Annotated in this window: 32 protein-coding genes, 1 pseudogene and 1 other annotated feature; of the genes and pseudogenes, 2 read left to right on the top strand and 31 right to left on the bottom strand. The window is 43.4% G+C overall.

The genetic code is table 11. The features are described 5' to 3' along the window. Positions 1-60: 60 nt before the first annotated feature. Entirely contained in the window at positions 61-717 is a 657-nt protein-coding gene (locus tag ACXQIQ_RS18835) for a DUF421 domain-containing protein (RefSeq protein ID WP_439300856.1), read from the bottom strand. A gap of 72 nt (positions 718-789) precedes the next feature. Further along, on the bottom strand, positions 790-2088 hold the full coding sequence (locus tag ACXQIQ_RS18830; RefSeq protein WP_439300857.1) for an ArsB/NhaD family transporter: 1299 nt from the start codon (positions 2086-2088) through the stop codon (positions 790-792). Positions 2089-2212: 124 nt separating this feature from the next. Here ACXQIQ_RS18830 and ACXQIQ_RS18825 point away from each other — a divergent pair, with 124 nt between their 5' ends. Continuing rightward, a complete protein-coding gene (locus ACXQIQ_RS18825) occupies positions 2213-2590 on the top strand; it encodes a TIGR04086 family membrane protein (RefSeq protein WP_439300858.1) in 378 nt (125 codons plus the stop codon). A 90-nt stretch (positions 2591-2680) separates the two neighbouring features. On the opposite strand, the gene yajC is transcribed toward ACXQIQ_RS18825, so the two are convergent. The 10 genes from yajC to safA form a co-directional block, all read right to left on the bottom strand. Beyond that, positions 2681-2950, bottom strand: a complete 270-nt coding sequence (gene yajC / locus ACXQIQ_RS18820) for a preprotein translocase subunit YajC (RefSeq protein WP_226546620.1) — start codon at positions 2948-2950, stop codon at positions 2681-2683. Positions 2951-2983: 33 nt separating this feature from the next. Continuing rightward, entirely contained in the window at positions 2984-4123 is a 1140-nt protein-coding gene (tgt, locus tag ACXQIQ_RS18815) for a tRNA guanosine(34) transglycosylase Tgt (RefSeq protein WP_439300859.1), read from the bottom strand. Beyond that, positions 4120-5172: a tRNA preQ1(34) S-adenosylmethionine ribosyltransferase-isomerase QueA gene (gene queA / locus ACXQIQ_RS18810; RefSeq protein ID WP_439300860.1), complete on the bottom strand. Its 1053-nt coding sequence runs from the start codon at positions 5170-5172 to the stop codon at positions 4120-4122. Before queA ends, tgt begins: the two co-directional genes overlap by 4 nt. Positions 5173-5203: 31 nt before the next feature. Next, the gene (locus ACXQIQ_RS18805) at positions 5204-5395 is read right to left on the bottom strand and encodes a DUF2905 domain-containing protein (RefSeq protein WP_439300861.1); all 192 of its coding nucleotides are present in this window, start codon (positions 5393-5395) and stop codon (positions 5204-5206) included. Beyond that, positions 5392-6396, bottom strand: coding sequence for a Holliday junction branch migration DNA helicase RuvB (ruvB, locus tag ACXQIQ_RS18800; RefSeq protein WP_439300862.1), 1005 nt, complete (start codon positions 6394-6396; stop codon positions 5392-5394). The genes ACXQIQ_RS18805 and ruvB overlap by 4 nt, the downstream gene beginning before the upstream one ends. Before the next feature lie 16 nt (positions 6397-6412). Then, positions 6413-7009 (bottom strand): Holliday junction branch migration protein RuvA, encoded by a 597-nt coding sequence (ruvA, locus tag ACXQIQ_RS18795; RefSeq protein ID WP_439300863.1) that lies wholly within the window; start codon positions 7007-7009, stop codon positions 6413-6415. 131 nt (positions 7010-7140) lie between these two features. Then, a complete protein-coding gene (locus tag ACXQIQ_RS18790) occupies positions 7141-7713 on the bottom strand; it encodes a BofC C-terminal domain-containing protein (protein ID WP_439300864.1) in 573 nt (190 codons plus the stop codon). 85 nt (positions 7714-7798) lie between these two features. Then, on the bottom strand, positions 7799-8554 hold the full coding sequence (locus tag ACXQIQ_RS18785) for a YebC/PmpR family DNA-binding transcriptional regulator (RefSeq protein ID WP_439300865.1): 756 nt from the start codon (positions 8552-8554) through the stop codon (positions 7799-7801). 141 nt (positions 8555-8695) lie between these two features. Further along, on the bottom strand, positions 8696-9256 hold the full coding sequence (locus tag ACXQIQ_RS18780; protein WP_439300866.1) for a YhcN/YlaJ family sporulation lipoprotein: 561 nt from the start codon (positions 9254-9256) through the stop codon (positions 8696-8698). 75 nt (positions 9257-9331) lie between these two features. Continuing rightward, a complete protein-coding gene (safA, locus tag ACXQIQ_RS18775; protein ID WP_439300867.1) occupies positions 9332-10807 on the bottom strand; it encodes a SafA/ExsA family spore coat assembly protein in 1476 nt (491 codons plus the stop codon). A 200-nt stretch (positions 10808-11007) separates the two neighbouring features. Between safA and ACXQIQ_RS18770 the strand changes: the two genes are divergently transcribed. After that, positions 11008-11553 (top strand): transcription repressor NadR, encoded by a 546-nt coding sequence (locus tag ACXQIQ_RS18770; protein WP_439300868.1) that lies wholly within the window; start codon positions 11008-11010, stop codon positions 11551-11553. Positions 11554-11624: 71 nt separating this feature from the next. Here the strand turns inward: ACXQIQ_RS18770 and ACXQIQ_RS18765 are convergent, their stop codons facing one another. The 19 genes and pseudogenes from ACXQIQ_RS18765 to ACXQIQ_RS18675 all read right to left on the bottom strand — a co-directional run bounded on the left by ACXQIQ_RS18765 (position 11625) and on the right by ACXQIQ_RS18675 (position 26642). Continuing rightward, entirely contained in the window at positions 11625-12074 is a 450-nt protein-coding gene (locus ACXQIQ_RS18765) for an ACT domain-containing protein (RefSeq protein ID WP_439300869.1), read from the bottom strand. Between the two features lie 107 nt (positions 12075-12181). After that, positions 12182-13465, bottom strand: a complete 1284-nt coding sequence (gene obgE / locus ACXQIQ_RS18760) for a GTPase ObgE (protein ID WP_439300870.1) — start codon at positions 13463-13465, stop codon at positions 12182-12184. Between the two features lie 20 nt (positions 13466-13485). Further along, positions 13486-14025 (bottom strand): Spo0B C-terminal domain-containing protein, encoded by a 540-nt coding sequence (locus ACXQIQ_RS18755; protein ID WP_439300871.1) that lies wholly within the window; start codon positions 14023-14025, stop codon positions 13486-13488. Positions 14026-14130: 105 nt separating this feature from the next. Next, positions 14131-14421 carry a 50S ribosomal protein L27 gene (gene rpmA, locus ACXQIQ_RS18750; RefSeq protein WP_221566230.1) on the bottom strand — a complete coding sequence of 97 codons (291 nt, stop codon included), beginning with the start codon at positions 14419-14421 and terminating at the stop codon, positions 14131-14133. After that, entirely contained in the window at positions 14414-14761 is a 348-nt protein-coding gene (locus ACXQIQ_RS18745; protein WP_439300872.1) for a ribosomal-processing cysteine protease Prp, read from the bottom strand. The genes rpmA and ACXQIQ_RS18745 overlap by 8 nt, the downstream gene beginning before the upstream one ends. A gap of 2 nt (positions 14762-14763) precedes the next feature. Continuing rightward, positions 14764-15072: a 50S ribosomal protein L21 gene (gene rplU / locus ACXQIQ_RS18740; protein WP_439300873.1), complete on the bottom strand. Its 309-nt coding sequence runs from the start codon at positions 15070-15072 to the stop codon at positions 14764-14766. Between the two features lie 12 nt (positions 15073-15084). After that, positions 15085-15186 (bottom strand) — a sequence feature (ribosomal protein L21 leader region). A 47-nt stretch (positions 15187-15233) separates the two neighbouring features. Continuing rightward, entirely contained in the window at positions 15234-16688 is a 1455-nt protein-coding gene (locus tag ACXQIQ_RS18735; RefSeq protein ID WP_439300874.1) for an Rne/Rng family ribonuclease, read from the bottom strand. A gap of 42 nt (positions 16689-16730) precedes the next feature. Next, positions 16731-17573 carry a M50 family metallopeptidase gene (locus tag ACXQIQ_RS18730; protein ID WP_439300875.1) on the bottom strand — a complete coding sequence of 281 codons (843 nt, stop codon included), beginning with the start codon at positions 17571-17573 and terminating at the stop codon, positions 16731-16733. Next, entirely contained in the window at positions 17573-18313 is a 741-nt protein-coding gene (locus ACXQIQ_RS18725) for a peptidoglycan DD-metalloendopeptidase family protein (protein WP_439300876.1), read from the bottom strand. The genes ACXQIQ_RS18730 and ACXQIQ_RS18725 overlap by 1 nt, the downstream gene beginning before the upstream one ends. Before the next feature lie 408 nt (positions 18314-18721). Beyond that, a complete protein-coding gene (gene minD / locus ACXQIQ_RS18720) occupies positions 18722-19519 on the bottom strand; it encodes a septum site-determining protein MinD (RefSeq protein WP_439300877.1) in 798 nt (265 codons plus the stop codon). Between the two features lie 17 nt (positions 19520-19536). Next, positions 19537-20220, bottom strand: a complete 684-nt coding sequence (gene minC / locus ACXQIQ_RS18715; RefSeq protein WP_439300878.1) for a septum site-determining protein MinC — start codon at positions 20218-20220, stop codon at positions 19537-19539. Between the two features lie 62 nt (positions 20221-20282). Further along, a complete protein-coding gene (gene mreD, locus ACXQIQ_RS18710) occupies positions 20283-20801 on the bottom strand; it encodes a rod shape-determining protein MreD (RefSeq protein ID WP_439300879.1) in 519 nt (172 codons plus the stop codon). Then, positions 20798-21691, bottom strand: coding sequence for a rod shape-determining protein MreC (gene mreC / locus ACXQIQ_RS18705; protein WP_439300880.1), 894 nt, complete (start codon positions 21689-21691; stop codon positions 20798-20800). The genes mreD and mreC overlap by 4 nt, the downstream gene beginning before the upstream one ends. A 12-nt stretch (positions 21692-21703) precedes the next feature. After that, positions 21704-22747 carry a rod shape-determining protein gene (locus ACXQIQ_RS18700; RefSeq protein WP_226546643.1) on the bottom strand — a complete coding sequence of 348 codons (1044 nt, stop codon included), beginning with the start codon at positions 22745-22747 and terminating at the stop codon, positions 21704-21706. Between the two features lie 74 nt (positions 22748-22821). Continuing rightward, positions 22822-23451, bottom strand: a pseudogene (radC, locus tag ACXQIQ_RS18695) (RadC family protein). An 80-nt stretch (positions 23452-23531) separates the two neighbouring features. Then, positions 23532-24122, bottom strand: coding sequence for a Maf family protein (locus ACXQIQ_RS18690; protein WP_439300881.1), 591 nt, complete (start codon positions 24120-24122; stop codon positions 23532-23534). 207 nt (positions 24123-24329) lie between these two features. Further along, entirely contained in the window at positions 24330-25358 is a 1029-nt protein-coding gene (locus ACXQIQ_RS18685) for a hypothetical protein (protein WP_439300882.1), read from the bottom strand. 163 nt (positions 25359-25521) lie between these two features. Then, on the bottom strand, positions 25522-26073 hold the full coding sequence (locus ACXQIQ_RS18680; protein ID WP_439300883.1) for a hypothetical protein: 552 nt from the start codon (positions 26071-26073) through the stop codon (positions 25522-25524). Then, positions 26073-26642 carry a PilN domain-containing protein gene (locus tag ACXQIQ_RS18675; RefSeq protein ID WP_439300884.1) on the bottom strand — a complete coding sequence of 190 codons (570 nt, stop codon included), beginning with the start codon at positions 26640-26642 and terminating at the stop codon, positions 26073-26075. Before ACXQIQ_RS18675 ends, ACXQIQ_RS18680 begins: the two co-directional genes overlap by 1 nt. Positions 26643-26644: the final 2 nt, after the last annotated feature.

The following is a 26644-nucleotide window of genomic DNA, read 5'->3' as shown; positions in this document are numbered from 1 at the left end:
CCGCTCGAAATCACCCCTAACGCAAAAAAATCAACCGCTACACTTTAGGGTTGATTCCCGCTACTCATCCTTCGAATCGACGAAGAAGATTCCGTCAGCCTCCAATGAACAGAACGATATTTTTTTCAGGTCTTTATATCCGAGTTTTTTCAGCTCCTGGCGTAACCATAGCTCTGTTTTACCAAAGCGGTTCAGGTGTTCTTCTTGGATCTTTCCATCGAGTATCAAAGGTAAAGGATATAATGTACTTTCTCCGACTTCATCATCATCCTCTTTCCGAATCACCGACAATTTTCCCGATGGTTCCAGAATGGCAAACTCCACGTCCGACACTTTACTCACACCTTTTTCCCGTAGCTGTATGAGAAGATCCGAGAAATTATATTTTTGTTTCTTCATCTCCATCTCGTCAATCTTTCCGCGATCAATGATGACGGAAGGTTTCCCATCGATGATTTCTCTTAGCCGTTCACTCTTCAGTGACACGTAAGCAAAAACGATCTGGGCGATCAGCAGGATCCCGATGCCAAGTAAGGAATGGATCATCGGCTTCTCCGGACTTTCAATGGAAATGACGGCCAGCTCCGCAATCATGATGGATACGACGAAATCGACGACAGATATCTGACCGATCTCACGTTTTCCCATTAAGCGGAACACTAAAATGATGATCAAGTATATGAAAAATGTCCGAAACATGATGAGACCGTATTCCATGTAGTCTTCTCCCTTCTACATATAGTCTCACCGAGTTAGGAGAAGATATGAAAAAAATACAATGGAAATATTTTAGAGATACGCGAGCAAATAGCGTAAAATCAAGTAAATCGTCGCAATGATCAACGATATGATGACCACGGGAAAACCGATCAAAAAGAATTGTACAAAGCTGAAATGATTGTTCGATTTTGCTGCGAGACCAGCCACAATCACGTTGGCAGACGCGCCAATCAACGTGGCATTTCCCCCTAAACAGGAACCTAACGCGAGCGCCCACCAAAGTGGATCGAGATTCTGGATTCCATACTCTTTAAACTCCATGATCACCGGAATCATTGCTGCTACAAATGGAATATTGTCGACAAATCCGGATAAGAGACCTGAACCCCACAAGATGAAGATCGTCGTTTTCGGTACATCTCCCTCTGTGTAAGATAAGATCGCACGCGCCATCTCATCAATGATACCGACTTCAATCAAACCACCGACAAGGATGAATAAGCCGATGAAGAAGAACAGCGTCACCCATTCAACGGATTTGAACACCTCTTCAATATCCTGCTCCTTTGTTGTGAGAAGCAGCAATAACATAGCGCCACACATCGCCACCGTCGTCAAATCCAAGTGCAGGATCGGATGTAAGAGAAAACCCATAATCGTCATCAATAGCACGCTCACTGATTTATAGAGCATCGGTCCTTTTTTCAAGAACGAGTTCGGATCCAACCTCATCAATTCTTCCCGTTTGTCTTCTGAAATGTGGAGTGCATTTCGGTAAAAGAGAGCCATGCCTCCGATGACGACGATAAAAATTACAGCGACAACAGGCCCAAGATGAAACAGAAAATCATTGAAATCCAGGTGATCAACCGCTTGGCCAATCATGATATTCGGTGGATCGCCAATCAATGTCGAAGTGCCACCGATATTAGAAAAAAGGATTGCGCAGATCAAAAAAGGAACGCTGGTTACGTTCAGTAGGTTCGTCAGTGTAATGATAATCGGAACGAGCAACAAGACCGTCGTCACATTATCAAGAAAAGCTGAACCGACTGCTGTGATGGTGGACATCACCACCAGTAACGGAATCGACTTCCCTTTCACTTGCTGAGCGAGCTTGATGGCTATGTATTCGAAAACACCGTTCTGACTGGTGATCGATACGAGAATCATCATGGAAAAGAGCAATGCAATCGTATTCCAATCGACATGCTCGAATAAGGCCTGGTCTATATTCAGAATGCCCAAAACGAGCATGACGACTCCGCCACAACATGCAACGAGTGCACGATTGATCTTCTCCGTCATGATTCCGATGTAACTGATTAAAAAAATGATAAACGCTAAGGTTACGTTCACATTTCCCATCCTCTACTTGTCCGTAATACTACATCGTATGTAATAGCACAAGTAAACATGTTCGACTTCTATTTCATAGTCGTGCGGAATAAGTTGTACAAATGAGTATACATGCCTAAAAGGGGTGGGAAATATGTCTAGAAGAATGATTACCGCGATGGGCTTCGGACTAGTGGTCGTTTTGGCGATCATCATGTGCAGCAGCTTCTTGTTATCACTACTTCTCAGGTTCACGAGCCTGACTGAGCATTCGTTGACCTGGGTCATACTCGGTTTATCGATTTTAGCATTGTTCATTGGAGGAATGGTTTCCGGAAAGAAAGGAAAGGAAAAAGGCTGGATTCTCGGAGCGGGGACTGGGTTATTGTTCTCTGTTGTAGTGTTTCTCGTCCAATACCTTGGATACCAGGTGCAATTCGACCCTGAGCAATATTTGTACCATCTCGGATATTTGCTGGCTTCTGCACTAGGAGGTGTGATGGGGGTCAACCTGTCATCCCATAAGCACTGATTTGTGTCCATGCATTTCAACCGTCTATCACACGAAAAAAAAGAGGCTGTCCGTTCGAAACGGTTCAGCCTCTTTCTTTTAGGTTTTTTATTAGTTGTTCTCAGCTATTTCACGAATTGCAGAGCGATCATATGTAAGCTTAGATCCATCTCCTGCGCGAAGAACAACAGTGTTGTTATCCTCATCGATCGCTTCGATCGTCGCGTGGAATCCACCGATGGTGATGACGCGATTTCCTTTTTCAAGACTCGCCTGCATTTGAGCTGTCTTCTTTTGACGCTTCTGTTGAGGTCTGATCAAGATAAAGTAGAAGATTACAAACATTAGAATAATCGGTAATAATCCAGTTAATCCTTCCATGTTTCGTTCACCCCTTTCAACAAATCATGTATGTTAAAAGTTTTTTGCGTTAGGTTTATTGAAACCATATTGTTCAAAAAACTCTTCCCGGAAATCAAGCAATCGATCTTCTCGAATCGCCTGTCTTACCCGCTCCATCAATTTTAACAGAAAATGAAGGTTATGGTAAGTCGTCAAGCGGAAGCCGAATGTTTCACTGCTTTTGACGAGATGTCGGATATAAGCACGAGAGTAATTGCGGCAAGTATAACAATCGCAATTCTCATCCAATGGTCGGAAGTCCCGGCTGAATTTCGCATTGCGGACAACCAATCGCCCTTCACTCGTCATACACGTTCCATTCCGGGCAATTCGTGTAGGCAGCACACAATCAAACATATCAATACCACGGATCGCACCGTCGATGAGTGAATCCGGTGAACCGACTCCCATCAAGTATCTTGGCTTATCTTCCGGTAGCCATGGTGTCGTGAATTCCAGCACCCGATTCATGACATCCTTCGGTTCCCCTACGGAAAGTCCACCGACCGCATAGCCTGGGAAATCGAGTGATACGAGATCTTTCGCACTTTGCTTTCTTAGCTCTTCGTATTCTCCACCCTGGACGATTCCGAACAAGCCTTGATCCTCCGGGCGTTGATGGGCCTCCAAACATCGCTCCGCCCAACGGCTTGTCCGTTCAACGGATTGTCTCATATAGGAATACTCAGCCGGATACGGAGGACATTCATCGAATGCCATCATGATATCGGATCCGAGCGCATTCTGGATCTCCATCGCGCCTTCAGGTGTCAGAAACAGCTTTTCCCCACTCAAGTGATTCCGGAAATGGACACCTTCTTCGGTGATTTCCCGTAGGTCACTCAAACTGAATACCTGAAATCCACCCGAGTCGGTAAGGATTGCACCATCCCAGTTCATGAACTTATGAAGCCCGCCCGCTTCTTTTACGATATCATGACCAGGTCGAAGCCATAAGTGGTACGTATTACTGAGGATGATACCTGCTTCCATTTCCTTCAGTTCTTCAGGACTCATCGTCTTTACCGTCGCCAATGTACCTACAGGCATGAATACCGGTGTCTCGAAAGTTCCATGAGGTGTGTGTACCTTCCCTAAGCGAGCTCCTGATTGTTTACATGTCTTAATGTGTTCATAACGTATTGCACTCATAGATGTTTGGTACTCCCTTCAAGGATGAGCATCGAATCGCCGAAGCTGAAGAATCGGTATTCTTGTTGGACCGCTTCCTCATAAGCCTTCATGATTAATTCTTTTCCGGCTAAAGCACTCACCAACATGATCAATGTGGATTGAGGCAGATGAAAATTCGTTATCATGCCATCGATTCCCTTGAACTCAAATCCTGGATAAATGAAAATGTCAGTCCAGCCTGACTGTTCCTGGAACGATTCTGCGCCGTTCTGCATGATCGTTTCTAGTGTACGACAAGAGGTGGTTCCCACCGCAATGATGCGGCCCCCTTCTGAGCGTACCTGGTTCAGCAGGTTTGCTGTGCCTTTCGAGACCTGATAGTACTCTCCGTGCATTTCATGTTCCTCAACGTTTTCAGCAGTGACGGGTCGGAACGTACCAAGGCCGACGTGAAGCGTAATGTACGCCACGTGGATTCCACGCTCCTGCAGGTCAGCAATCAATTCCTCTGTAAAATGTAGACCCGCTGTCGGAGCTGCCACAGATCCCGTATGCTTCGAAAAAACCGTCTGATATCTTTCACGGTCGTTCAATTGTTCACGGATATAAGGTGGCAAAGGCATTTCCCCAAGCTCATCGAGCATTTCGAAGAACGTTCCACCTTCATAGTCAAATTTCAGAACCCGTTCACCTTGGTCTCCTTCTTGCATACATGTGGCTTTCAAACGTCCATCACCGAATGAGATGACAGTTCCTTCTTTAATACGCTTCGCCGGCTTGACGAGCGTCTTCCATGTATCCTTTTCTTCTTCTTTTAACAGTAATACTTCAATCTTCGCACCCGTATCGGCTTTCATACCGTACAATCGCGCAGGCATGACCCGTGTGTCATTCAGCACGAGACAATCTCCTGGTTGTAAAAATTCACTGACTTCACTGAAAGCGCGATTTTCTACACGTCCCATTTCAGGATCGACGACCATCATCCGTGATTTTGTGCGATCCTTCAACGGTGTTTGTGCAATTAGATGTTCTGGCAGATTGAAGTTGAATTCTTCCACTCTCATAATGCATTCACCTTGTTTTAAGATTTATTATTTATTTAAATCGTCCGAATAGGTAAAAGAGGAGCGACAAGACGATGCTGACTACGATCGAGGTGACAATAGGAAAGTAGAAGGTAGTATTCCCTTTTTTGAACATGATGTCTCCCGGCAGCTTTCCGATGAAACTGCCGATCAATCCAAATAAGATAAATACGATGCCGATGATGATGAAAATCTTATTCATGACCGTTTCGGTTCCTCCAAATTCAAATGCTGATATGCTAACCTTGTAGCCATACGACCACGTGGTGTCCGTTGGATGAATCCGATTTGTAGCAGGTAAGGTTCATAAACATCCTCAATCGTTTGAGGTTCCTCACCAATCGTTGCTGCAATCGTATTCAAACCGACAGGACCACCTTGATAATTTTCTATGATCCCTCTTAACAATTTATAGTCAATATTGTCTAATCCTAAACGGTCGACCTGTAGCCTTTCCAGCGCTTCGTCTGCAATGTTTTTCGTAATGATGCCATCACCTTGGACCTGAGCAAAGTCCCGGACCCGCTTCAACAAACGGTTCACGATCCGAGGTGTCCCTCTTGCCCGACGGCTCAATTCCTCTGCTGCATCCGGCTGAACCATTATATCAAAGAAATCTCCGGTACGGATGACAATTTCGGTCAAGTCATCCAGTTCATAATAATCCAAACGACTATGTACGCCAAAACGATCCCTAAGTGGTGCAGACAAAAGACCCGCTCTTGTCGTCGCGCCGACTAATGTAAAAGGAGGCAGATCCAAACGTACAGAACGAGCGGTTTCCCCTTTTCCAATGACGATATCCAGACAGAAATCTTCCATGGCAGGATATAAGACTTCCTCTACAGATCGATGAAGACGGTGGATTTCATCAATGAACAGGACGTCTCCCGGCTCCAACGCCGTTAAGATCGCTGCCAGATCACCAGGACGTTCAATCGCAGGTCCACTCGTCGTCCGGATATTCACACCCATTTCGTTTGCAATGATGCAGGACAATGTCGTTTTCCCAAGTCCAGGCGGACCATACAATAATACATGATCCAAAGGTTCACTACGCATTTTAGCCGCTTCAATGAATACTTGCAGGTTTTCTTTCACCTTGTGTTGGCCGATATATTGTTGGAGATATTGTGGACGCAGACTGAACTCCAACGTTTCATCGCCCTGATTCAATTCATTTGAAATGATACGATCTTCCATATTTCATCCACCTCGATCAATTCAGTAATAATTGCAAAGCTTTTTTTATGTATTGATCGGTTGAGAGTTCACCTTGTTCTTCAAGCTGCGGAACGATCTTTTTGATTTCCTTTTGACCATAACCGAGAGCCTCCAAGGCTTCCAAAGCATCATCCAAGCCTTCTTGTGGCGTGTAAGATTGGACAGGCTCTTCATCAAACAACGTTTCTGTCCAGTTAGGCAGCTTCCCTTTCAAATCCAGTATCATTTGTCTCGCTGTTTTTTTACCAACACCAGGGAATCGTGTGAGGAATTTTTCATCTTCATTCTCGATTGCCTGAACAACTTGTGTCGGTTTTCCGGAAGCGAGAATCGCCAATGCACCTTTCGGCCCTATTCCGGAAACTTGTATCAGCTTCATGAAAAGATCGCGCTCATCTAAATTTTCGAAGCCATATAAGGCCAATATATCTTCTCGTACATGTTGATACGTATAAATTGTCGTCGTCTTCCCAATTTCCCTTTGGTACACGAATGGGTTTGGACAGTTGATTTTGTATCCGATATGCCCACATTCAACAACAACGTGGTCGGTATGTATGTATTTCACTATGCCAGTAATATAATCAATCAACCTTTATTCTCCCCTTAAAATGCGAACATTTCTTCCTATTTCCTCATTGTAGCATATCCTTTTTAAAAAAGTCGAAAGAATCTCCCATGCTTCTCCCATGAAAAAAGCAACCCGTGAAGGTTGCTTGTACATTAATTCGTGGCATATGGTCGGAATCGTTCCAATACCTCAGTATATTCTTGTTTCGACTGGATTTTGATCCCTTGTTTCAGATCTTCCATCAGACCGCTTTCCAGTTTTTCTATGTCGATTTGGAAGAATGACTGGATCACTTCTTCCTCGTGCGGTCGCCCGTTGAAGATTGTCAGGATCCCCTCCTCTGTCAAACCGAAAAATCCATTCACCTTGGCTTGTGGAGAGATGTCATCCACTTGTTGTTCGAAGATGACTTTATTCACTTCTTGATCGACGAGTTGCCAGTCTGCATAATTCGCCCAGAAGTCCTCCATCGACCAGATCGTTTCATAGATGACTTCTTCACTTTGCTTCCCATCGATGTATGTTCGTTGAAGATAAACCTCGACCGTTATAGGTCCACTGACAGTTTGAGCTTCTACTTCAGCATATGGCTGCGTTTTCGTTTTCGAGGGCAAATTCGCCTTCACTTCATCTTCAAATGTATGAAACAAGAAGACGTAAACGGTCCCTAATACGGTTACTACTAAAGGAAAAACCCACGATGTTTTGATACGGAAGGATTTCACCTTACGATCACCTCACGAAGTTATTAAAGGCATAAGTTCAATCAATAATAGTTTTACCGTATTAAGGAAAAATATCCATATTCAATTAGGATAGGAGGGTTTCGTACTCCTCTTCGTCAATATCCAAGTTATGATAGACTTCCTGAACGTCATCCAAATCCTCAAGTACATCAATCAATTTGACTACTTTTTTGGCTTCCTCATTCTCGATCTTTGATAGCGTTTGAGGAATCATCGTAATTTCCGATGAAGAGATTTTATAGCCTTTCGACTCTAGTTCGGATTTTACAGTCGCATATTCTTCGGGTTCCGTGTAGATCTCAAACATACCATCATTCAGTTCATATTCTTCTGCACCGCTATCAATGACTTCAAGCATGAATTCATCCTCAGGTAGAGTTACGTCTTCCTGATTGATGACGATCAACCCTTTCCGGTCAAACATGAATGAGACACAACCAGACTCTCCCAGATTTCCATCGTGCTTGGAGAAGGCATGTCTGACATCAGCTGCTGTCCGGTTTTTATTATCTGTCAGCACTTCAACCATCACAGCTGTCCCACCAGCTCCATATCCTTCATAAACGATTTCTTCGTAGCTGACTCCTTCTAAATTGCCTGTCGCTTTCTTGATTGCACGGTCAATGTTCTCATTTGGCATATTTGCAGCTTTCGCTTTGTCGACCACCAAACGTAACGAAGGATTGGTTTCTGGATCTCCTCCACCTTCTTTTGCAGCTACATATATATCCTTAGCGAGTTTCATGAAGATTTTCCCGCGTTTTGCATCCTGCGCATTTTTTCTGCGTTGTATGTTCTTCCATTTAGAATGTCCTGCCATTGTAACTCTCTCCCCTTCATGGATCACAGGTTTTTATCCTAATATAGCATAAGATGCGGACTGGCTTAAAGCCAGTACAACTCTATGTATGGCAATAAAAAAGATGATTCCGGAGAGAGCCGGAATCACCTAAAGGAATGTTTAGCGGTTGTTTTGAAATGGACGTTGAAGTGCGTCTCCGATATCATCCATAATTGCGTTGACATCCGATTGTACCTCAGCGAAACCATTTCCATCTCGCAAATCGTTATCTACGTCGCGGATACGTGTAAACATATCTTCATCCGTTGTGATACGGACGTTTTTATCTGTCATTTTTTGAACCGCATTTCGGACTTTCGGTTCTACGTCGCGATCGTTACGATCATTCGTGTCGATTCCGATCAGGACAGAATCTCCTGTTACGACAACACGTGCATCGTCGACATCACGCATGTTCTCAACTTTACGAGCGATTTTTCTAGCAAGGTCCCCACCTTCATAATCATCCGCATAATTGATCTCTGCGCGATCCAAGTCATTTCGATCTCGATCGGCAATACGAGTCATAGGTCCATCGTTTCGACCATCATTGGTGTAATAACCGATTGGACGTGTATCATTATCATAACGTGTATCCAATGCTTCATTATCGTCAGCATTACAAGCTGTCAGAGCACTAGTCAGTAATAATGCTGATGTGAACGCCATAAATTTTTTCATTAGAAAAACCTCCTTTCACCTTTATGATGGCAATCGGAGGTTTAAAATAATCTTCTAATAGATGGAAATCGTTACCTATTCTTTGTTGGATTCTTTCTTTTTGCTTTTTCTAGGCTGCATTTCAATATCAATGTCCCAATATGGATCTCGACCGCCCGCTGCGCCCATGCCTGGTAACATTTGACCCATGCCTCCGAACGGTTGACCTTGACCACCCATTCCAGGCATCATTTGGCCCATACCACCGAATGGTTGACCTTGACCACCCATCCCTGGCATCAGTTGACCCATGCCTCCTGAGGGTTGACCTTGACCCATCCCTGGCATCATTTGTCCCATACCTCCGAATGGTTGACCTTGACCCATTCCTGGCATCATTTGTCCCATGCCACCGTTCTGTTGACCCTGACCCATTCCAGGCATCATTTGTCCCATGCCGCCGTTCTGTTGACCTTGACCCATTCCTGGCATCATTTGACCCATGCCGCCGTTCTGTTGTCCTTGACCCATTCCTGGCATCATTTGTCCATACATTTGATCTTGGTCTTTCCAAGGATTCGCGGCATTTTGAGCACCAAAATCATATTGACCCTGGTCCATCTGCATCATCTGTTCCATGCCACCATTTTGACCCATTCCAGGCATCATCTGATCCATACCACCTTGTTGCATCCAAGGCATTTGACCGTTCCCACCATATTGCTCATATTCCATTTGTTGAGACTCCATCATCTGTCCATAGTCCATCCCATTTTCCCACATCATGTCTTCATACATACCTTCATAGGAATCCATTTCGTACCCGTTTGTATACATATGTTCCATGCCATATCCACCATGTTGATGGTGCATATATTCATGAGGCATACCGTAATGGTCCATATATCCACCATGCATGGAATGACCATACATCATAGGATGGTCATACCCACCATATCCGTACATCATCGGATCGCAGCATGGGTCCATCATAGGATAATACGGTTCACAACAAGGATCCGGCATACAATAGTCGATGGGTGGACAAGGAATTGGTTTAGGAATCGGCTTCGGTTTTGGCATTTCATATGTTGTGGTCGTTTCCTCTTTCGAAAGCCCTAAAGTAATATGAAATTCTTCTTCTGTCATCGGGGCTTTTGGTGGCTTCTTAACTGGTTTTTCTTTTACAATCGGTTTTTCTTTTTTCACTGGCATTTCTTTTTTGATCGGCATTTCTTTTGGCTTAGGCATTTCCTTCGGTTTTGGCATTTCTTTTTTTATTGGCATCTCTTTTTTGATCGGCATCTCTTTCTTGATCGGCATTTCTTTTTTGATCGGTTTTTCCTTCATATTCATGTATGGCATTACGGTATTATTGTTATTGCTATTGCTATGATGTGGATTGGATTTAATCGGTGCATTACCAGTAGGTACTTTCACCTTAGCACCAGGGTAGATGGTGTCGGGTGTCTTGATTTGGGGATTTGCCTGGATAACGGTATCCAGGTCAACGCCGTACATTTGTGCAATTTTCCAAAGTGTATCCCCTTTTTTCACGATGTGTATTTTCAAAACGATCTCCTCCCTGCCTAATTCAATACACAGTATATGAGAATTTGGGCATCTTGCTACAAGATGAGAAACCGCACTGCTCACCATAACCAATATATGAACGTGTGATTCTGCATATTCTATAAGACAAGTGGGTCGTTCAAGATAAAAAAATTATGGTATCCTTAAAAGGAATAACAGTAGTCTTAGGAGGAAAATCAATGAGTGGGAAAGGAACGAAAGTATTAGGAGAAGAACGAAGGGAAATGATTCTGAATTGGTTGAAGGAAAGTACATCTCCTTTAACAGGCAGTCAATTAGCGAAAGATACGAATGTCAGTCGCCAAGTCATTGTTCAAGATATTTCCTTGTTGAAAGCTCGCAACGAACCCATCATGGCTACTGCACAAGGGTATATTTATTTCCATCCTTCTCCTCAGAAACAAAAGGTAACAAGAGTGATCGCCAGCGTACATTCAGCAGAGCAGACAGAAGATGAATTGATCACCATCGTCGATTATGGCGTAACGGTGAAAGATGTCACGATTGAACATCCTGTTTATGGGGATTTGACCGGTTCGATTATGATCAAAAACCGGCACGATGTTGAAATGTTTTTGGAAAAAGTAAAAGAAACCAAAGCCTCTTACTTACTTGAGTTGACCGATGGGATTCATCTGCACACGTTAGAAGCAGATTCCACCAGACAGTTGGATCAAGCTTGCTCAGCATTGGAAGAGAAAGGTTACTTACTTTCCCAAAATTAGAGGATAAGAAAAAACAGCCCTTATGGCTGCTTTTTTTATATTACAAAATTCTGTACACGAAATGTCCATCCTCACGCGCCAGAGCCAATCACGCTCACTTGTTTGACATGCTCCAATCGTTTTAAAGCTTTGAGGATGCCGTTAATGTCTTCCTTCGCAGAGGCCGTTTCAATCGAAATGGTTACATTGGCTCTACCTTGCAATGGAATCGTCTGATGGATCGTCAAAATGTTACATCCTAGTTCAGCTAATATAGCTAAGAGGGATGACAAAGAACCCGAACGATCTTCGAGGTGGATGGAGATTGAGACGATTTTCTCTTTGACCATCGTTTCAAAAGGGAAAATACCATCCCGATATTTATAAAAGGCACTCCGACTCAAATCTACAGCTTGTACCGCTTGGTTGACCGTACTCACTTTACCAGATTCCAATAATTCCTTTGCTTCCAACGTTTTGGTCATCGCTTCAGAAAGCAATTCTTCTTTAACTAGATAAAATCGTTCGCCGTACCGTTCCATTTTTCAGCCTCCTGAATTGGAATTATTTTTCAGTATATAAGAATGAACCATAGAAGGCAATTTTAATCCTTTTCCTTAGAAAGAAATAGACTGTCACATGTGACAGTCTACTCGATGAATTCGAATTCATATTCTAAGATGCGAACGATGTCACCATCTTCAGCACCGCGATCACGCAACGCCTGGTCGATTCCCATCCTTCTCATTTGTTGGGAGAACCTGCGGACAGATTCGTCACGTGAGAAGTCTGTCATTTTGAAGAGACGTTCTATTTTACCACCTGTAATGACAAAGGTTCCATCGTCTTCTCTAGACAACTCAAATGGTTGTTCCTCAGCATGGTGTTTATAGAGGACTCTTTCTTCTTCCTCTTCTTCCGGTTCATTAAGTGGAAATTCGGGAGCGTTTTCTAATTGATTCGCAATTTCAAACAGCAGATCCCTTACACCATTCTTCGTAATTGCAGAGATCGGGAAGATCGGATAATCTCCGACTTTTTCTTTGAATTCTTCCAAGTTTTCCTCTGCACCCGGGATATCCATCTTATTCGCAACAATGAGCTGCGGACGCTCCGTCAATCGAAGGTTATACTGCTTCAACTCTTCGTTGATTTTCAAGAAATCTTCATAAGGATCTCGGCCTTCCATACCGGACATGTCCACCACATGGACGATGACCCTCGTACGTTCGATATGTCTTAAGAATTGATGACCGAGTCCGACCCCTTCATGGGCACCTTCAATCAAACCAGGAAGGTCAGCCATGACAAAGCTTCGGTTGTCTTCCGTTTCTACGACACCGAGATTCGGGCTGAGCGTCGTAAAGTGATATTCAGCAATTTTCGGTTTCGCTGCTGAAACGACAGACAATAACGTTGACTTTCCTACACTCGGGAACCCAACTAATCCGACATCTGCTAATAACTTCAGCTCTAATGTAATTTCTCGTTCTTCACCTGGTTCACCGTTCTCCGACAGTTCAGGTGCAGGATTGGCAGGAGTAGCGAATCGGGTATTACCTCTTCCCCCACGGCCACCTCTTGCAATCACGGCTTGTTGTCCATGATCGATCAAATCGGCAATCACCTGACCGGTCTTCGTATCTGTCACGACCGTTCCAGGTGGTACCTTGACGACCATGTTTTGAGCATTTCGTCCGTGCATGTTTTTGGACATTCCGTTTTCTCCACGAGGAGCTTTGAAATGCCTGTTATAGCGGAAGTCCATAAGCGTTCTTAAGCCTTCTTCCACTTCAAAAACAACATCTCCGCCTCTTCCACCGTCTCCTCCGGCTGGTCCGCCATCCGGTACATATTTTTCACGGCGGAAAGCCACCATACCATTCCCGCCATCGCCTGATTTTACAAATACATTTACCTGATCCACAAACATGGTTCTTTCACCTCTATTTCTTATCCTAGTTCGAGGATAAATAACAGTTCATTTTCCTGACAGTAGCTTTCGATGATTGTTATAGAATTATGTACAGCCTGTCTTGCTGTCTTCAAGAATTCGTCAACTTCCTCCACATTCAATTCACCTGCAAAATCATAGCTGATCCTTGCTTTTTCATCCAACAACTGAATTGTAATCATCAGATGGGACTCACAATCCAAGTCAACCACTTTTTCCAGATGCGCCAGGAATTGAAGTGTCCAATCATATAAATAAAAATCATATTCGGATAAATCTCTTTCTTGTCCGATTACTTCATAGTCCAGTCTGTATTGATTCTGCTGCCAATTGTAGGTTAACAAAAGTTCTGCCATTTTCGGCATCCTTAAATTCGATACTTTTGCTTCGTTCTTGGACTCTTGAACAATTTGTTCGATGATTTCTTTCGCTCGATCGGTTCGATCAAGTGCCAAGTTGCCTTTTATTAATTGAAGATGATTCAGCCAATCATGACGAGCATGACGTAATAGGCTTACAGTATCCCATTTTCCCATCATAACAGCACTCCCAAACTAATAATTGACAGTCCCCTAAATCTCTATAAAAGAGACGCCTATCGAAGAAGAAAAAAACTCTAACCAGTCCGGTTAGAGTTTTGAGTGTTACGCTTCTTTGGCTACTGGGTAAACACTTACTTGCTTACGGTTACGGCCAAGACGTTCGAAACGAACGACGCCGTCTACCTTAGCGAATAGAGTGTCATCTCCGCCGCGGCCTACGTTTTTACCAGGGTAGATTTTTGTTCCGCGTTGACGGAAAAGGATAGATCCACCTGTTACAGTTTGTCCGTCAGCTCTTTTAGCTCCAAGACGCTTGGAGATAGAGTCACGACCGTTCTTTGTACTACCAACACCCTTCTTGGATGCGAAGTACTGCAGGTTTAATTTAAGCATGGGATGCACCTCCTAAAACCTCAATTTTAATATATTGACCATAGTCACGTTCAATTGTTCTCAATGAAACGAGCATGCCTTCTAGTAAAAGCTGTATTTTCTCAGATGTTTCTTCACTTACAGCGGAAGGCGTTTTAAAGAGTAAGTAACCGCCGTTATCTCGGGTTTCTACTTCAGGTTCGACCTGGCAGATCTCCTCGATTGCATTCACGGATCCGAAAGATACAGCCGTAACAGCTGCACATACGAGATCATGTCCGTATGGACCTGATTCTGCATGCCCGGTAATGCTGAACGAGACGATTTTTTCCTCTTCTTGTTGGATCTTAACCCTTAACATGATTAAGAGTTGATTTTGTCGATTACGACTTTAGTGTAAGGTTGACGGTGTCCTTGCTTACGACGGTAGTTCTTCTTAGGCTTGAACTTGTAAACAACGACTTTCTTACCGCGACCTTGCTTTTCGACTTTCGCTGTTACAGTCGCACCGTCGACCATAGGGCTTCCGACTTTAACGTCGTCTCCACCTACCATCAATACACGGTCGAATGTTACTGTTTCACCAGCTTCAACGTCCAACTTTTCGATGTAAAGTTCTTGTCCTTCTTCAACGCGGAATTGCTTTCCACCTGTTTCGATAATTGCGTACATATTTGCACCTCCTATTATACTCAGACTCGCCATCGCAGGTGCCCTTGAATCAATATAGTATATTAATTCAAATAATGCGGCTTGAAAACCTGGTTTGTGCGGTTGGAGCTAGGTGCTCCAAAAACCAACAGAAAAATCATACCATAATGCGCGTGAGATTGTCAACGCGATTCCTGGCGTATCCTTGCTTCGATTTCATTCTTTGGTCCGATCTGCCTGACATGGAATTCCTTCAGTTTTGCAGTGGATTTTTCAGTGATATAAAGTTGTGCAGGGACCTGATCCAAAAGATGTTTCTCCCGGTTGTATCCACTTTCTGTAACATATTGATATAGTCGGTGGGACAACTCGATCCAAACACCAGTCTCCTCAGTATTACGTAGTTCATATAGCATTCGTTCAAGTTGGTGATAAAGTGACTCTACTGACCATTGTTTTTGGTATGAGTCACAGGTTGAACATGACTCCGTCAGCTGGGCAGACAAACTGTCTCTCACTTTTTGACGTGTGAGCTCCATCAATCCAAGGGCAGTAAACCCATACACCTTTGTATGAATGGGGTCTTTCGAGAGCACTTCCCTGAGTTTCATTTCCACTTCCTTCTGATGCTCTTCCTTCGACATCCGGATGAAGTCGATGACAATCATGCCGCTGATATTTCGAAGTCTCAATTGCTTTCCAGCCTCTTCAGCAGCCAACAGGTTCGTTTCCAATACAGTCCGTTCACGGTCTTGTTTTCCTGTGAACTTTCCTGTGTTCACATCGACGACCGTAAGTGCTTCGGTCGAATCAATTTGTATTTGCCCCCCGTTTTTCAACCATACAGAAGGTAATAAGGCTTTTTGAATAACCGGTTCGATTTGGTAATGGGAGAAGATGTTTTCACTTCCTCTATACATGGAAACCTCATATGGATCGGGTAGTTGATCTCGATACCTTCGATACATATCGGCATTGTCAAAAACAAGTCCCACCCGTTGATCAGGTACATGATTCAGAGCGGTATCAACAATCGAATGACCTTCAAACAATAAGCCGCTTTTCTTCACTTTCAACGCGTCTTCCTGTATGGAAGTCCACACCTCTCTAAGCTCCTTGATTTCTTTTCCAATGCTCGCTATATCTGTTGAAGCACTTGAGGTCCGCATAATCAGACCTTCTGGCGAGGTGATCAGATCTTCTCCAAGCTGCTTCATCCGGACTTTATCTTCATCCGAAAGCTTTTTAGACAAAGCGATGTGTCCGCTGAACGGCAAATAAACAAGATTCTCTCCTGGAACCGTAATGTTTTCTGTCAGGAGAGGTCCCTTGTTTTTTGATGCTTCACGCTTCACTTGTACAATTAATGATTGACCTTCATGAACAAGCTCATTGATCGGCTGTTGATCTTGATTTTTTACAAGGTCAGTTGAGTGAATGAAACCGTTTTGCTCAAATCCGATGTCAATGAATGCTGCATGGATGCCGGGAAGAACTTTGGAAACCTGTCCGACATAAACATTCCCTGCTTTCGGATATTCCTCGGGGCGCTCTATGAGGATTTCAACCACTTTTCCATCTTGAAGGATGGCAGCTCTTTTCTCTGAAGTTGTTAAATTAAATATGATTTTGTTCATGTGCTTCCTCAATTCCGAATCTGAATCACTTTTCCATCTATTTTATCGAAAAAGATCCTGGATTGCACATGTCTTGGCACTTTGCTTGAAATAAGCGGTGAGGAGTTCCTTTTCTTTACAAACATAAGGTGGATCGGACTTGATATGCACTTCGTGTTCGTATCCTTTATAAAGGGTGGAAAGCACGCTGCCAACAGTCTCTGTCGGGTCAACTGTGAGGACTTTCTTTTTGGTTGGTTTCTGTATCGCATTCAATCGTTCCAACAAAAAGCGGACATAAACATAAGGCTGGTGTTTCCACTCCACATAATGGGCATAAAGTAAAAAGGACGACACGATCAATAGGTTCATATGGAATGGAAAGAGAAGCATGCAACCGCTGAAGAAAGTCAAAAGTAATACGGAAGACAATATAAGCATATGGCTCTTCGCCTTTTTATATGGAAAGAGGACAGTCAAACATAAAAAAAGAAGCTTACCTCCATCCAGCGGCCAGATCGGCAAAAGGTTGAACAATAAGATCATCCAATTGATTGAAACAAAAAGATTCAGTATGAACGGATCTCCGATGCCGAATTGCATCAGAAATAAACTACCTACAATCATCCATACATGTTGCAATGGTCCAGCCAATATGACAGATAACTCCTCACGGTAAGGTCTATTCCCATACTCATCCATTTCAGCAACTCCCCCAAATGGGAGCATTTCCACTTTCACCAATCTCCATTTGAAAAACAATGCAGTCATGGCGTGCCCTAATTCATGGATGAAAATGACGATGAATAAGATGAGGAACTCGCGAAAATGACCAGTCATGACACTGACGATTGCTACGATCCAAAGAAGAGGATTGATTTTGAGTAATGTGAACAGTTTCCACATCAGTCTGAAGACAAGGCTTTCAGAGGATCTACGAAACCACCATTATCTTTGATGGCGAAGTAAAACAATCCTGAGCCAGTCTTCTCTTCTTTGGTCACTTTCCCTAATTGCGCACCTGCATCGATATAATTGTAAAGTTTGATGCTGTCGTTGATTTTATCCAATTTCCCATACCAGGATTCACTTCCATCAAAATGTTGGACGACAACGGTTTTTCCCAATTGGTCTTTGTCACCGACATAGATGACGAACCCTTCCTTAATGGAAGAAACGTCTGAATTACTCCCCGTCTCCAGAAGGACACCTTTTCCATTATCTTTGAACGATTGCAGTACTTTCGCATTGGCCGGTAATGCATATTCATCTAATGCTCCCGATCCTGTGCCATCCGACTTTTCCTTTTTTTCCGTCGGAAAGAGAGCCATCGGCTTACCGAACTTCTCTTCATACCAACCTGCAATGGAAGCAAATTGGAATTCTTCTTCAAAAGCCTGATTGATGTAGTCCTGGGCATTCACCATAGGTCCCGTGGGATTTTTGAAGACGATTCCTACAATTAAAAATAGGCACACCGCTGCCATAATGCGGAAGAGGAATCCTTCTGAGGAGAATAACGGATGCCCGCTTTGTCCACGATCAAGGTAACTTCTATTATCTGAGAACGTATTGCCTGATGATGGCTTTTGGCTCTTGAATTGGTTTTGATATTTTCTCCGGATTTCGTCCGCCCGATTTTTCATTGACCTCCACCCTCTACACCTGATTTGTACATGTTTATGACTTGTCCGGAGGGATTATGCCTTTCGGGTGGCCACCTAGTTTCTCGGCAGTTGTCTAAGTTGTGAAAACATGTGAAGAAAACTTGTCTAATTTATTTTGAGTTGGTGAGATTCGTGAATCTGGTGATTTCACTACTTCAGAGGGGCTTATTGGTTAGGTGACATGCAGGGTTTTGGCGTTTTCACCTAACGAGATCGGCTCTTGGGTTAGGTGACTTGCACAGTTTTCGTGTTTTCACCTATTCAAACGCTCACTTTGATTAAATGAATTGCCCAATTTAGCGTTGTCCCCCCTCTCACGCCAATAAAAAAAGCCAGACCCTACACTTTACATGTCCATAAACATGTAAAGGGAGTCTGACTTTTACATTATGATCTCATTCCGAAGAACTGTTTCACTTTGCTGAATAGACCTTTGTCTTGTTCAAGTGACATCAATGGAACGGATTCGCCTAATATTCTTCTCGCAATGTTCCGATAGGCTTGAGAAGCTTTCGTATCAGGATTCAATGCAATCGGCTCTCCGCGGTTGGAGGCTCTGATGACCAATTCATCATCCACCACGATACCTAGCAACTCGATCGCCAAAATGGAGACAATTTCATCTACATCCAACGAATCTCCATTTTCCATCATGTGTGCTTTCAGTCGATTGACAATCAACTTCGGAGGTTCGATATCTTCCTGCTCCAATAAACCGATGATTCGGTCCGCATCCCTGACAGAGGACGTTTCAGGATTGGTCACGACGATGGATTTGTCAGCACCGGCAATCGCATTTTTGAAACCTTGTTCGATACCAGCAGGACAATCGATGATGACATAATCATAGTCTTGCTTCAACTCGGTCACAATCCGTTTCATCTGCTCAGGTACGACAGCACTTTTATCTTTGGTTTGCGCTGCAGGTAGCAAGTACAAACATTCAAATCGTTTATCTTTTATCAAGGCTTGGTGGAGTTTACAGCGGTTATGTGCGACATCCACCAGGTCATAAATGATTCGGTTTTCCAGCCCCATGATGACGTCCAGATTTCGAAGGCCGATGTCGGTATCAATCAGACATACCTTCTTTCCAAGGAGTGCAAGTGATGTTCCAATATTAGCTGTTGTTGTGGTTTTTCCAACTCCGCCTTTTCCAGATGTAATTACGATTGCTTCACCCACAAAACATTCCCCTTTCCCTACAGTCGGTTTAAACCGGGTCTGATCTGATGTAAGATGTGTAAACTGTCCAATTTGATTTCATGGTTTTCTTCATCTAAAAAGGCACATCCACCAGAGTATTCTTGTTCATCTTCTTCATCTTGAAACATTTGATCGGCGATACGTACTAGGGATGGAATCATGACGGAGGCTGCGACGACAGCACTCGTACGTCCTTCACACCCAGCATGGGCAATCCCTTTCAAAGCTCCCATGACGAAGATATTCCCAGTAGCTGCTACATAGCCACCTGGATTGACATCTCCAATCAACAATAGATCTCCTTGTACTTTCAAGATCTGTCCTGAACGGACCATTCGATTGACGGATGTCACTTCGTTTTCTTTCTTCATGTATTCTGCTTCTTCTTTCGTGATGACTTCTGTCTCGATGACATCGACAAGCAGGTTTTTCTTTTGATATATGATTTTACGAAGCAGTTCTTCTTGGTGCTCGGTCAAGTACCTTTTTCCAACCTTTACGTTAACAGGTATCTTAGGACCGTCTGATCCCTGGTTTTCAGATGGGTGGATCAATTTCGTCTCCAATTCAGAGAGTAATTGTTCGAAGGAACAATTGTCATCCAAGTTCAGGATCAAACCTTCTTTTGTTCCTTTTATCGTTACATAATGGTTGTTTGCTTGCTTCTGTTTCTGTGCCATTACCCTGTTCACCTCAACATACACAAATTCGACAATGTCAATGGGGATTCCTTTTTTCTACCCTATTTTTCTTCTATGTCCATGGCGATGTTGATCAACCATTTTCGAAGCGGGTAATAGACCAAAACAACGAACACGCTATTTAATAGTAATGTAGGTAGATAGCGTTGATAGATGAATGTTTCAAGCATCATATTCGCTATATTGATCAAGCTATATAGGCCATATACGAGAAATTCAAATGCCGAAAGCCCGATGATTAACACGAATAATGTTACAAATATGTTTCCATGGAAATAACGTGCGATAAAAGTTGTCAAATACGCCGTCAATCCCATCGAGAACATGTGAACACCGATCAGGTCCGTATAAATGAGATCGTACAGTAACCCGAAAGCGATTCCGTAAACAACACCCCTGACTGGAGAAACAAACATGCCGATGAAGCAAACCATCACCACGACGAATCGAGGAATGAGCAATGTGTCACTTTCCACATGCTGTGGGGTGAAAACCTGCATCAACGTACTTTCACTTATAAACAGCAAATATGTAAGAAGAGGAAGAAGAAATCGGATCATGACGTTTCTTCCTCCTCAGCCTTTTCGGAATCAGACTCCATATCGACTTCCTGCATCGTACGTTGGACGACCATGACATGGTGGATGTCATACAGGTCCGTTGACGGTTCTATGTAAGCCGTTTGCGTCGGTTCCACTTTGTCTGGCTCTACTTCAACGATTTTTCCAATTTCAAGTCCTTTCGGGAATATACCTCCCAAACCGGATGTCGTCACGAGTTGTCCCTTTTTCAATTCTTTATCAATACCGATCATTTTCATCGTCAATAGTTTCTTTTTCGAATCGAATCCTTGGATCAAGCCGTAAACCGGTTCTTTCTCGCCTTGAACGACAGCAGAAATACGGCTGTTCGGATCCGTATTGCTGATCAATTCAACCGTTGAGTGGAAGGCTGAAACTTTGTCGATTTTCCCGATCAATCCTTTTGCTGATATGACAGCCATATTCGGTTCCACACCAGCCTGCTTCCCTAAATCGATCTTAATGGATTGATACCATTGTGGTTCCGGCGCTCTTCCGACAATCGTCGCATGCCAAACGTTAAAGTCTGACAGGGTATCCTCCTTGTCCAACGTTTGTCGCAAGGACTCGTTATCCCTCTTCAGATCCTTCACACGGCTTGCGAGCTTGTCATATTCATTCAATTGACGCTTGAGCACCTTGTTTTGCTCATAGATTTCTTTCATTTCCACGACGTTCCCAAAGAAACCCGCTACAAAATGTGCGGGTTTATAGAAGATGGACTGGGTCCAGCCTACAGTATCGTGTAAAAGTTGTTCAGGCCATGAAATGTTTTCTCTTTCTTTCATGGAAAAACCAATCATGGCCACAAGAACAATCATACTGACTAACAGAATAATAAGACGTTTGTTAGAGAAAAACTGCGGCACGATTCACACCTCTTACGACTTTGATTTAGAGCGGCCGCCACCAAATCCAGGTTTGTTTCTGACCTGTTGATAGTTTTCAATTGCACGACCCGTTCCAATCGCAACGCAGTCCAATGCATTTTCAGCTACAATCACTGGCATTTTCGTTTCTTCACTGATGATTCGGTCAAGGTTACGTAACAATGCTCCGCCACCTGTCAACACGATTCCACGATCCATGATGTCAGCAGCCAGTTCAGGTGGTGTTTTTTCCAGAGCAAGCTTCACAGCATCCATGATCGTATCAACTGTATCTTTCAACGCTCCAGCGATTTCTTCGCCTGTAATCGTGATTGTCTTTGGAAGACCAGTCAAGAGGTCACGACCACGGATATCCATTTCTTCCATTCCATCAGAAGCATCTGCAGATCCGATGTCGAGCTTGATCGCCTCGGCTGTACGTTCACCGATGATGACGTTGTATGTCTTTTTGATGTATTGGATGATTGCGTCATCCATTTCGTCACCTGCGACACGGATGGATTGCTTCTCAACAATGCCACCAAGTGAAATGATCGCAACTTCCGTTGTTCCTCCACCGATATCGACAACCATGCTACCAGTCGGCTCCCATACCGGAAGATCTGCACCGATTGCAGCAGCCAACGGTTCTTCGATCGTTTCAACATCACGTGCGCCTGCTTGTTTTGTCGCTTCTTTTACCGCGCGTTCTTCTACATGTGTAATTCCAGAAGGAACACAAACCATAACAAATGGCTTACGCGAGAAGACAGAACGGTTCTTTTGCGCTTGTTGAATATAATATTTCATCATTGTAGCAGTCGTATCATAGTCTGCAATAACGCCGTCCTTCATCGGACGACGAGCTACGATATTTCCTGGCGTACGACCGATCATGTTCTTTGCCGCATTACCGACCGCTTCGATATCTCCGCTCTTTGTATTGATTGCCACTACGGAAGGTTCGCGAACAACGACACCTTTACCTTTGACATAAACCAATGTATTTGCAGTTCCTAAATCAATTCCCATATCTCTTGAAAATCCACCAAACATTTATGTAAATCTCCCTTCATTACTAGCAAAACTCATAACTTTGATTATACTCCAAACCCTAAGGCTTGAGAAGTCTAAACGTAGCCTTTTTCTTTAAGACTCACGAATTTTTGATCTCCGATGATGATGTGATCCAACAAATCAATTCCAATGATCTTTCCACACTCTGATAGACGTTGTGTCACTTCGATATCTTCACGACTTGGGTTGGGATCACCACTCGGATGGTTGTGGAAACAAATGATAGATGCCGCAGATCTTTTCATCGCTTCTTTAAACACCTCACGCGGATGGACGATGGAGGCATTCAGACTACCGATGAAAACGGTCTGTTTATGCAGCACCTGATTTTTCGTGTTCAAATAAATGCATACGAAATGCTCCTGTGACAAAAAACGCATTTCATCCATGACATATTTGGCTCCGTCATCTGGAGATCGGATGATGTATCGATCATCAATCTGAAGACGGCTTACACGTTTACCAAGTTCAATGGAAGCAAGGATTTCCACCGCTTTCGCATTTCCAATTCCTTTTACTTTCGTCAATTCATCAATGGTTGCATCTTTTAAGAGATTGAGACCTTCAAATTGCTGAATGACTTTTTGCGCCAGTTGCAGAACGGATTCTTGACGTGTACCCGAACGCAATAAGATCGCCAAAAGCTCCTAGTTGGAAAGCACGTTCGCTCCCTCTTTCAGCATACGCTCTCTCGGTCTCTCATTCAATGGAAAATCACGGATTGTCAGGGGTTTTATACCCAATTCATCATCCTCCTTAGGATTTATTCCGTGACTGACTTTGCCTCTTTCGTTATTCCGAATTTTTTCAATTCACGGACCGTTCGTGAGAGCGGTAAACCGACAACACTGAAGTAATCCCCGTGAATCTTTTTGACCAGAGTGGAACCAAGTCCTTGGATCCCATAGGACCCTGCCTTGTCCATACTTTCACCCGTACTTACGTAATCTTTTATTTCCTCAGAAGTCAAATTCCAAAACGTAACTTCTGTAGCTTCATGAAAACAAATCTCCTCATCTCCTGATACAATTGCAACGCCGGTATACACATGATGTGTATTTCCCGATAACATCTGTAACGTTTCAAATGCATCTTGATCGTCTGTTGGTTTCCCCAGAATTTTGCCATCGTAAACGACGACCGTATCCGAACCAAGCACGACTGCATCATCAGGATTGGACTTGGCGACATCTTTCGCTTTTCTCAACGAAAGCTGCTCAACGACCTCTGCCGGAGAATATTCTTCACTTATATTTTCATGTACAGAGCTTTTTTGGATTGTAAATGGAAGGTGGGCTGTTTCGAGTAATTCCTTACGTCGAGGTGAGCCTGAGGCTAATATGAGGTGTTTCATACAATCACCCTTTACGTTTAGAGTAGAGGTTATGATTGTCATTTCACTACAAATGAAGGGATTATTTACAGAATAGCAAATCCCTTCCAGTAAGACAACCAAATATAGTATCACCCTCCTCTACTATCGTTCGTAAAGGAAGGGCGATTTATGACTATCTTTTGTCGAATGATTGAGGAATTTGGTGAGTCAATAGCTTCCTCACCATCAAAGTGATTCAACCAATGTCTTGTAATGAATGAGCGCTTCTAGTTTCGCCTGCTGGACCACCCATTTGTCTTCCCCCGATTCCGTAAGCGAGGACAACGCATTGATGAACGCTACAGCACTCTTCTGCTGCTCTCCTTCCAGATTTGATAGCGAAGTAAGAGCTTCCTTTTTCCATGCTAAAATGGTTTCCTCTTGAACCTCTTGTGTAGTGAACAAGCCAGCAAGAAGATCCTTCCCTTCTACCAGCCATGCGTAATCATTTTTCTCTGAAATGGCAATGTCACTCCCACCTATCTCCCATTGTCTCGGGTATGCATCCGCCACGACCTCCTGATAGTCACCAGCTAATCCACGTACATCTTCCATCGAATCCCCAATCCCGATAATGACTCGATTATCTTCAGGATCCACCGCAGCAGCGAAACCACTCGCTTTTACCTTATCCGCAAATTCTTCCGCATTCTCTAGTGACGAAAAGACACCACCTTGCACGATGTGTGGTGAAATCGATAAATCGACCGAACCGGCAACAGGACTCGAGATTGGATTCTGAACAGGTGTCTTAGGCGTATCATTCGCCACTGGTGCGGTTTTTGATTGGAATCCATCACCCGTAAAAATCATCAACACGATCAATCCAATGATACAACCGATCACGATCGCACTACCAATCGGGACAAGCAATTGTTTAGGTAATTTAAAAGTCGTTTCCGATGAGGGGAATTTCTTATTCAACGGAGTCCGCTGTTTCTTCCGGTGAATGGGTAGCCCTGGCTTCCGTTCAGACTCATAGGAATGGTCGCCATACTCGTCTGATTTCGTGTCATCACGGTTTGCATGGAAAAGGTAGACATTTGAAGCGGTATTTTCTTTTGGAAGAACCCATTCAAAAGGCGTTTCCTCTGCATCATCAGCTATAGAAGCTGCGATTTCAGTCTTTTCATTCTTGGCTTCTTTCTTCTCAGACACAGGCCTGTCCTTCCCGTTGACTCTGATTGAAATATCCTTTTCTTCGTTCCGATCCACCCGTATCAACTCCTTTTCCGTTCAGTCTATTCTATGTATTTTCACTTGTATTTAGAACTTGTCTGATAGAGTAGTAGAGTGACTATACCACAGTCCAAATAAAAAAGAACAAGACCTCTGTCGTCTTGTTCTAGAAAGGTTTCGATTATTTATGACATGCTACTCATTGATGGTAGGTCTGAATCTTAAGCGTAAAAATCAATGGTGCATTCTCTGTTTCTAAATTAGCAGGCATGCTAATTTGCTGTACAGTGTACAACCGCTTACCTTGTTCGATGGAATCGACGAATTTCTTCATGGCATCCACATTCGGTGATTGTACTTGAACGATCAATTCAAGCGATTGAAGTTCTGTTAGAATGTTATCCTCTTCCTCTGATGCAACAGATGACTTTTCCTCGTCTTCCCCATTCATAGAAAATTCCTGCACTTCACTTGAAGACTCTGTTTCAGCCTTGCGTAGATCGAGGACTACCTGATCCGTGGCAACCGTTTCAGGAACTGTATATCCGGAATCTAGTGCGCTCGATTGACCGATATCAACCTGGTGATTAGCGGTTTTCAGGAAAGCTTTATCAACGCTGATTTGAGATTTTAATGTATTGATTTTTTCAAGCTGTGGTTGAACAATTAGTAGATATCCAGCAATGAACAGCAAGAAAATAATAATCCATAAGAAGACTCTGATTTTCTTTTGTGAGAGAATGGAAGACATCAGTTTGCCCCCCCTTGCGGACGATACGCTTCTTTTGCATACTTCACTTCAAACTCTGTAAAATACGGCACATCACCAGAGACGATTTCTCCTTCAAGTTCACTGTTCTTGGTTATTTTGATAACCTTAACTTCTGAAATTCCTTCCGTTTTAATTAGATTCTGTTCATAAGTAGCTATGTCTTCCAGACCCTTGAATTTGCCAAGCAAAAGGACATTCCCATCGTTGGCATACGTAAGATTCAGCATCGCATCTTTGTTTAGAGGTTGGAGGACATCCGCAACTACATCAGTCGTATCTATCCGTTCTTCGGTTAGAGCTTTGATTTCCTTTTGAAGCGTATTAGAAGGATCTTTCATTTGCACAATCTGTTCTTCAATAACCTTACGTTGTTCCTGTATCCCCTGCAACTCCACCTCAAGAGCCTTCACCTTTTGATTGGCTAGGTATGTTGCACCCCCAATGACAATCATTCCGAGCATGAATACTACCGTCATCAGGATCGTTACTTTTCTCGTACTTTTGACTATCTTTTTTTTCTGAGGAAGTAAATTGATTTCTACTTGCATTG

Source organism: Pseudalkalibacillus sp. Hm43, from assembly GCF_054170705.1.
This window is presented reverse-complemented; position numbering and strand designations above follow the sequence as displayed.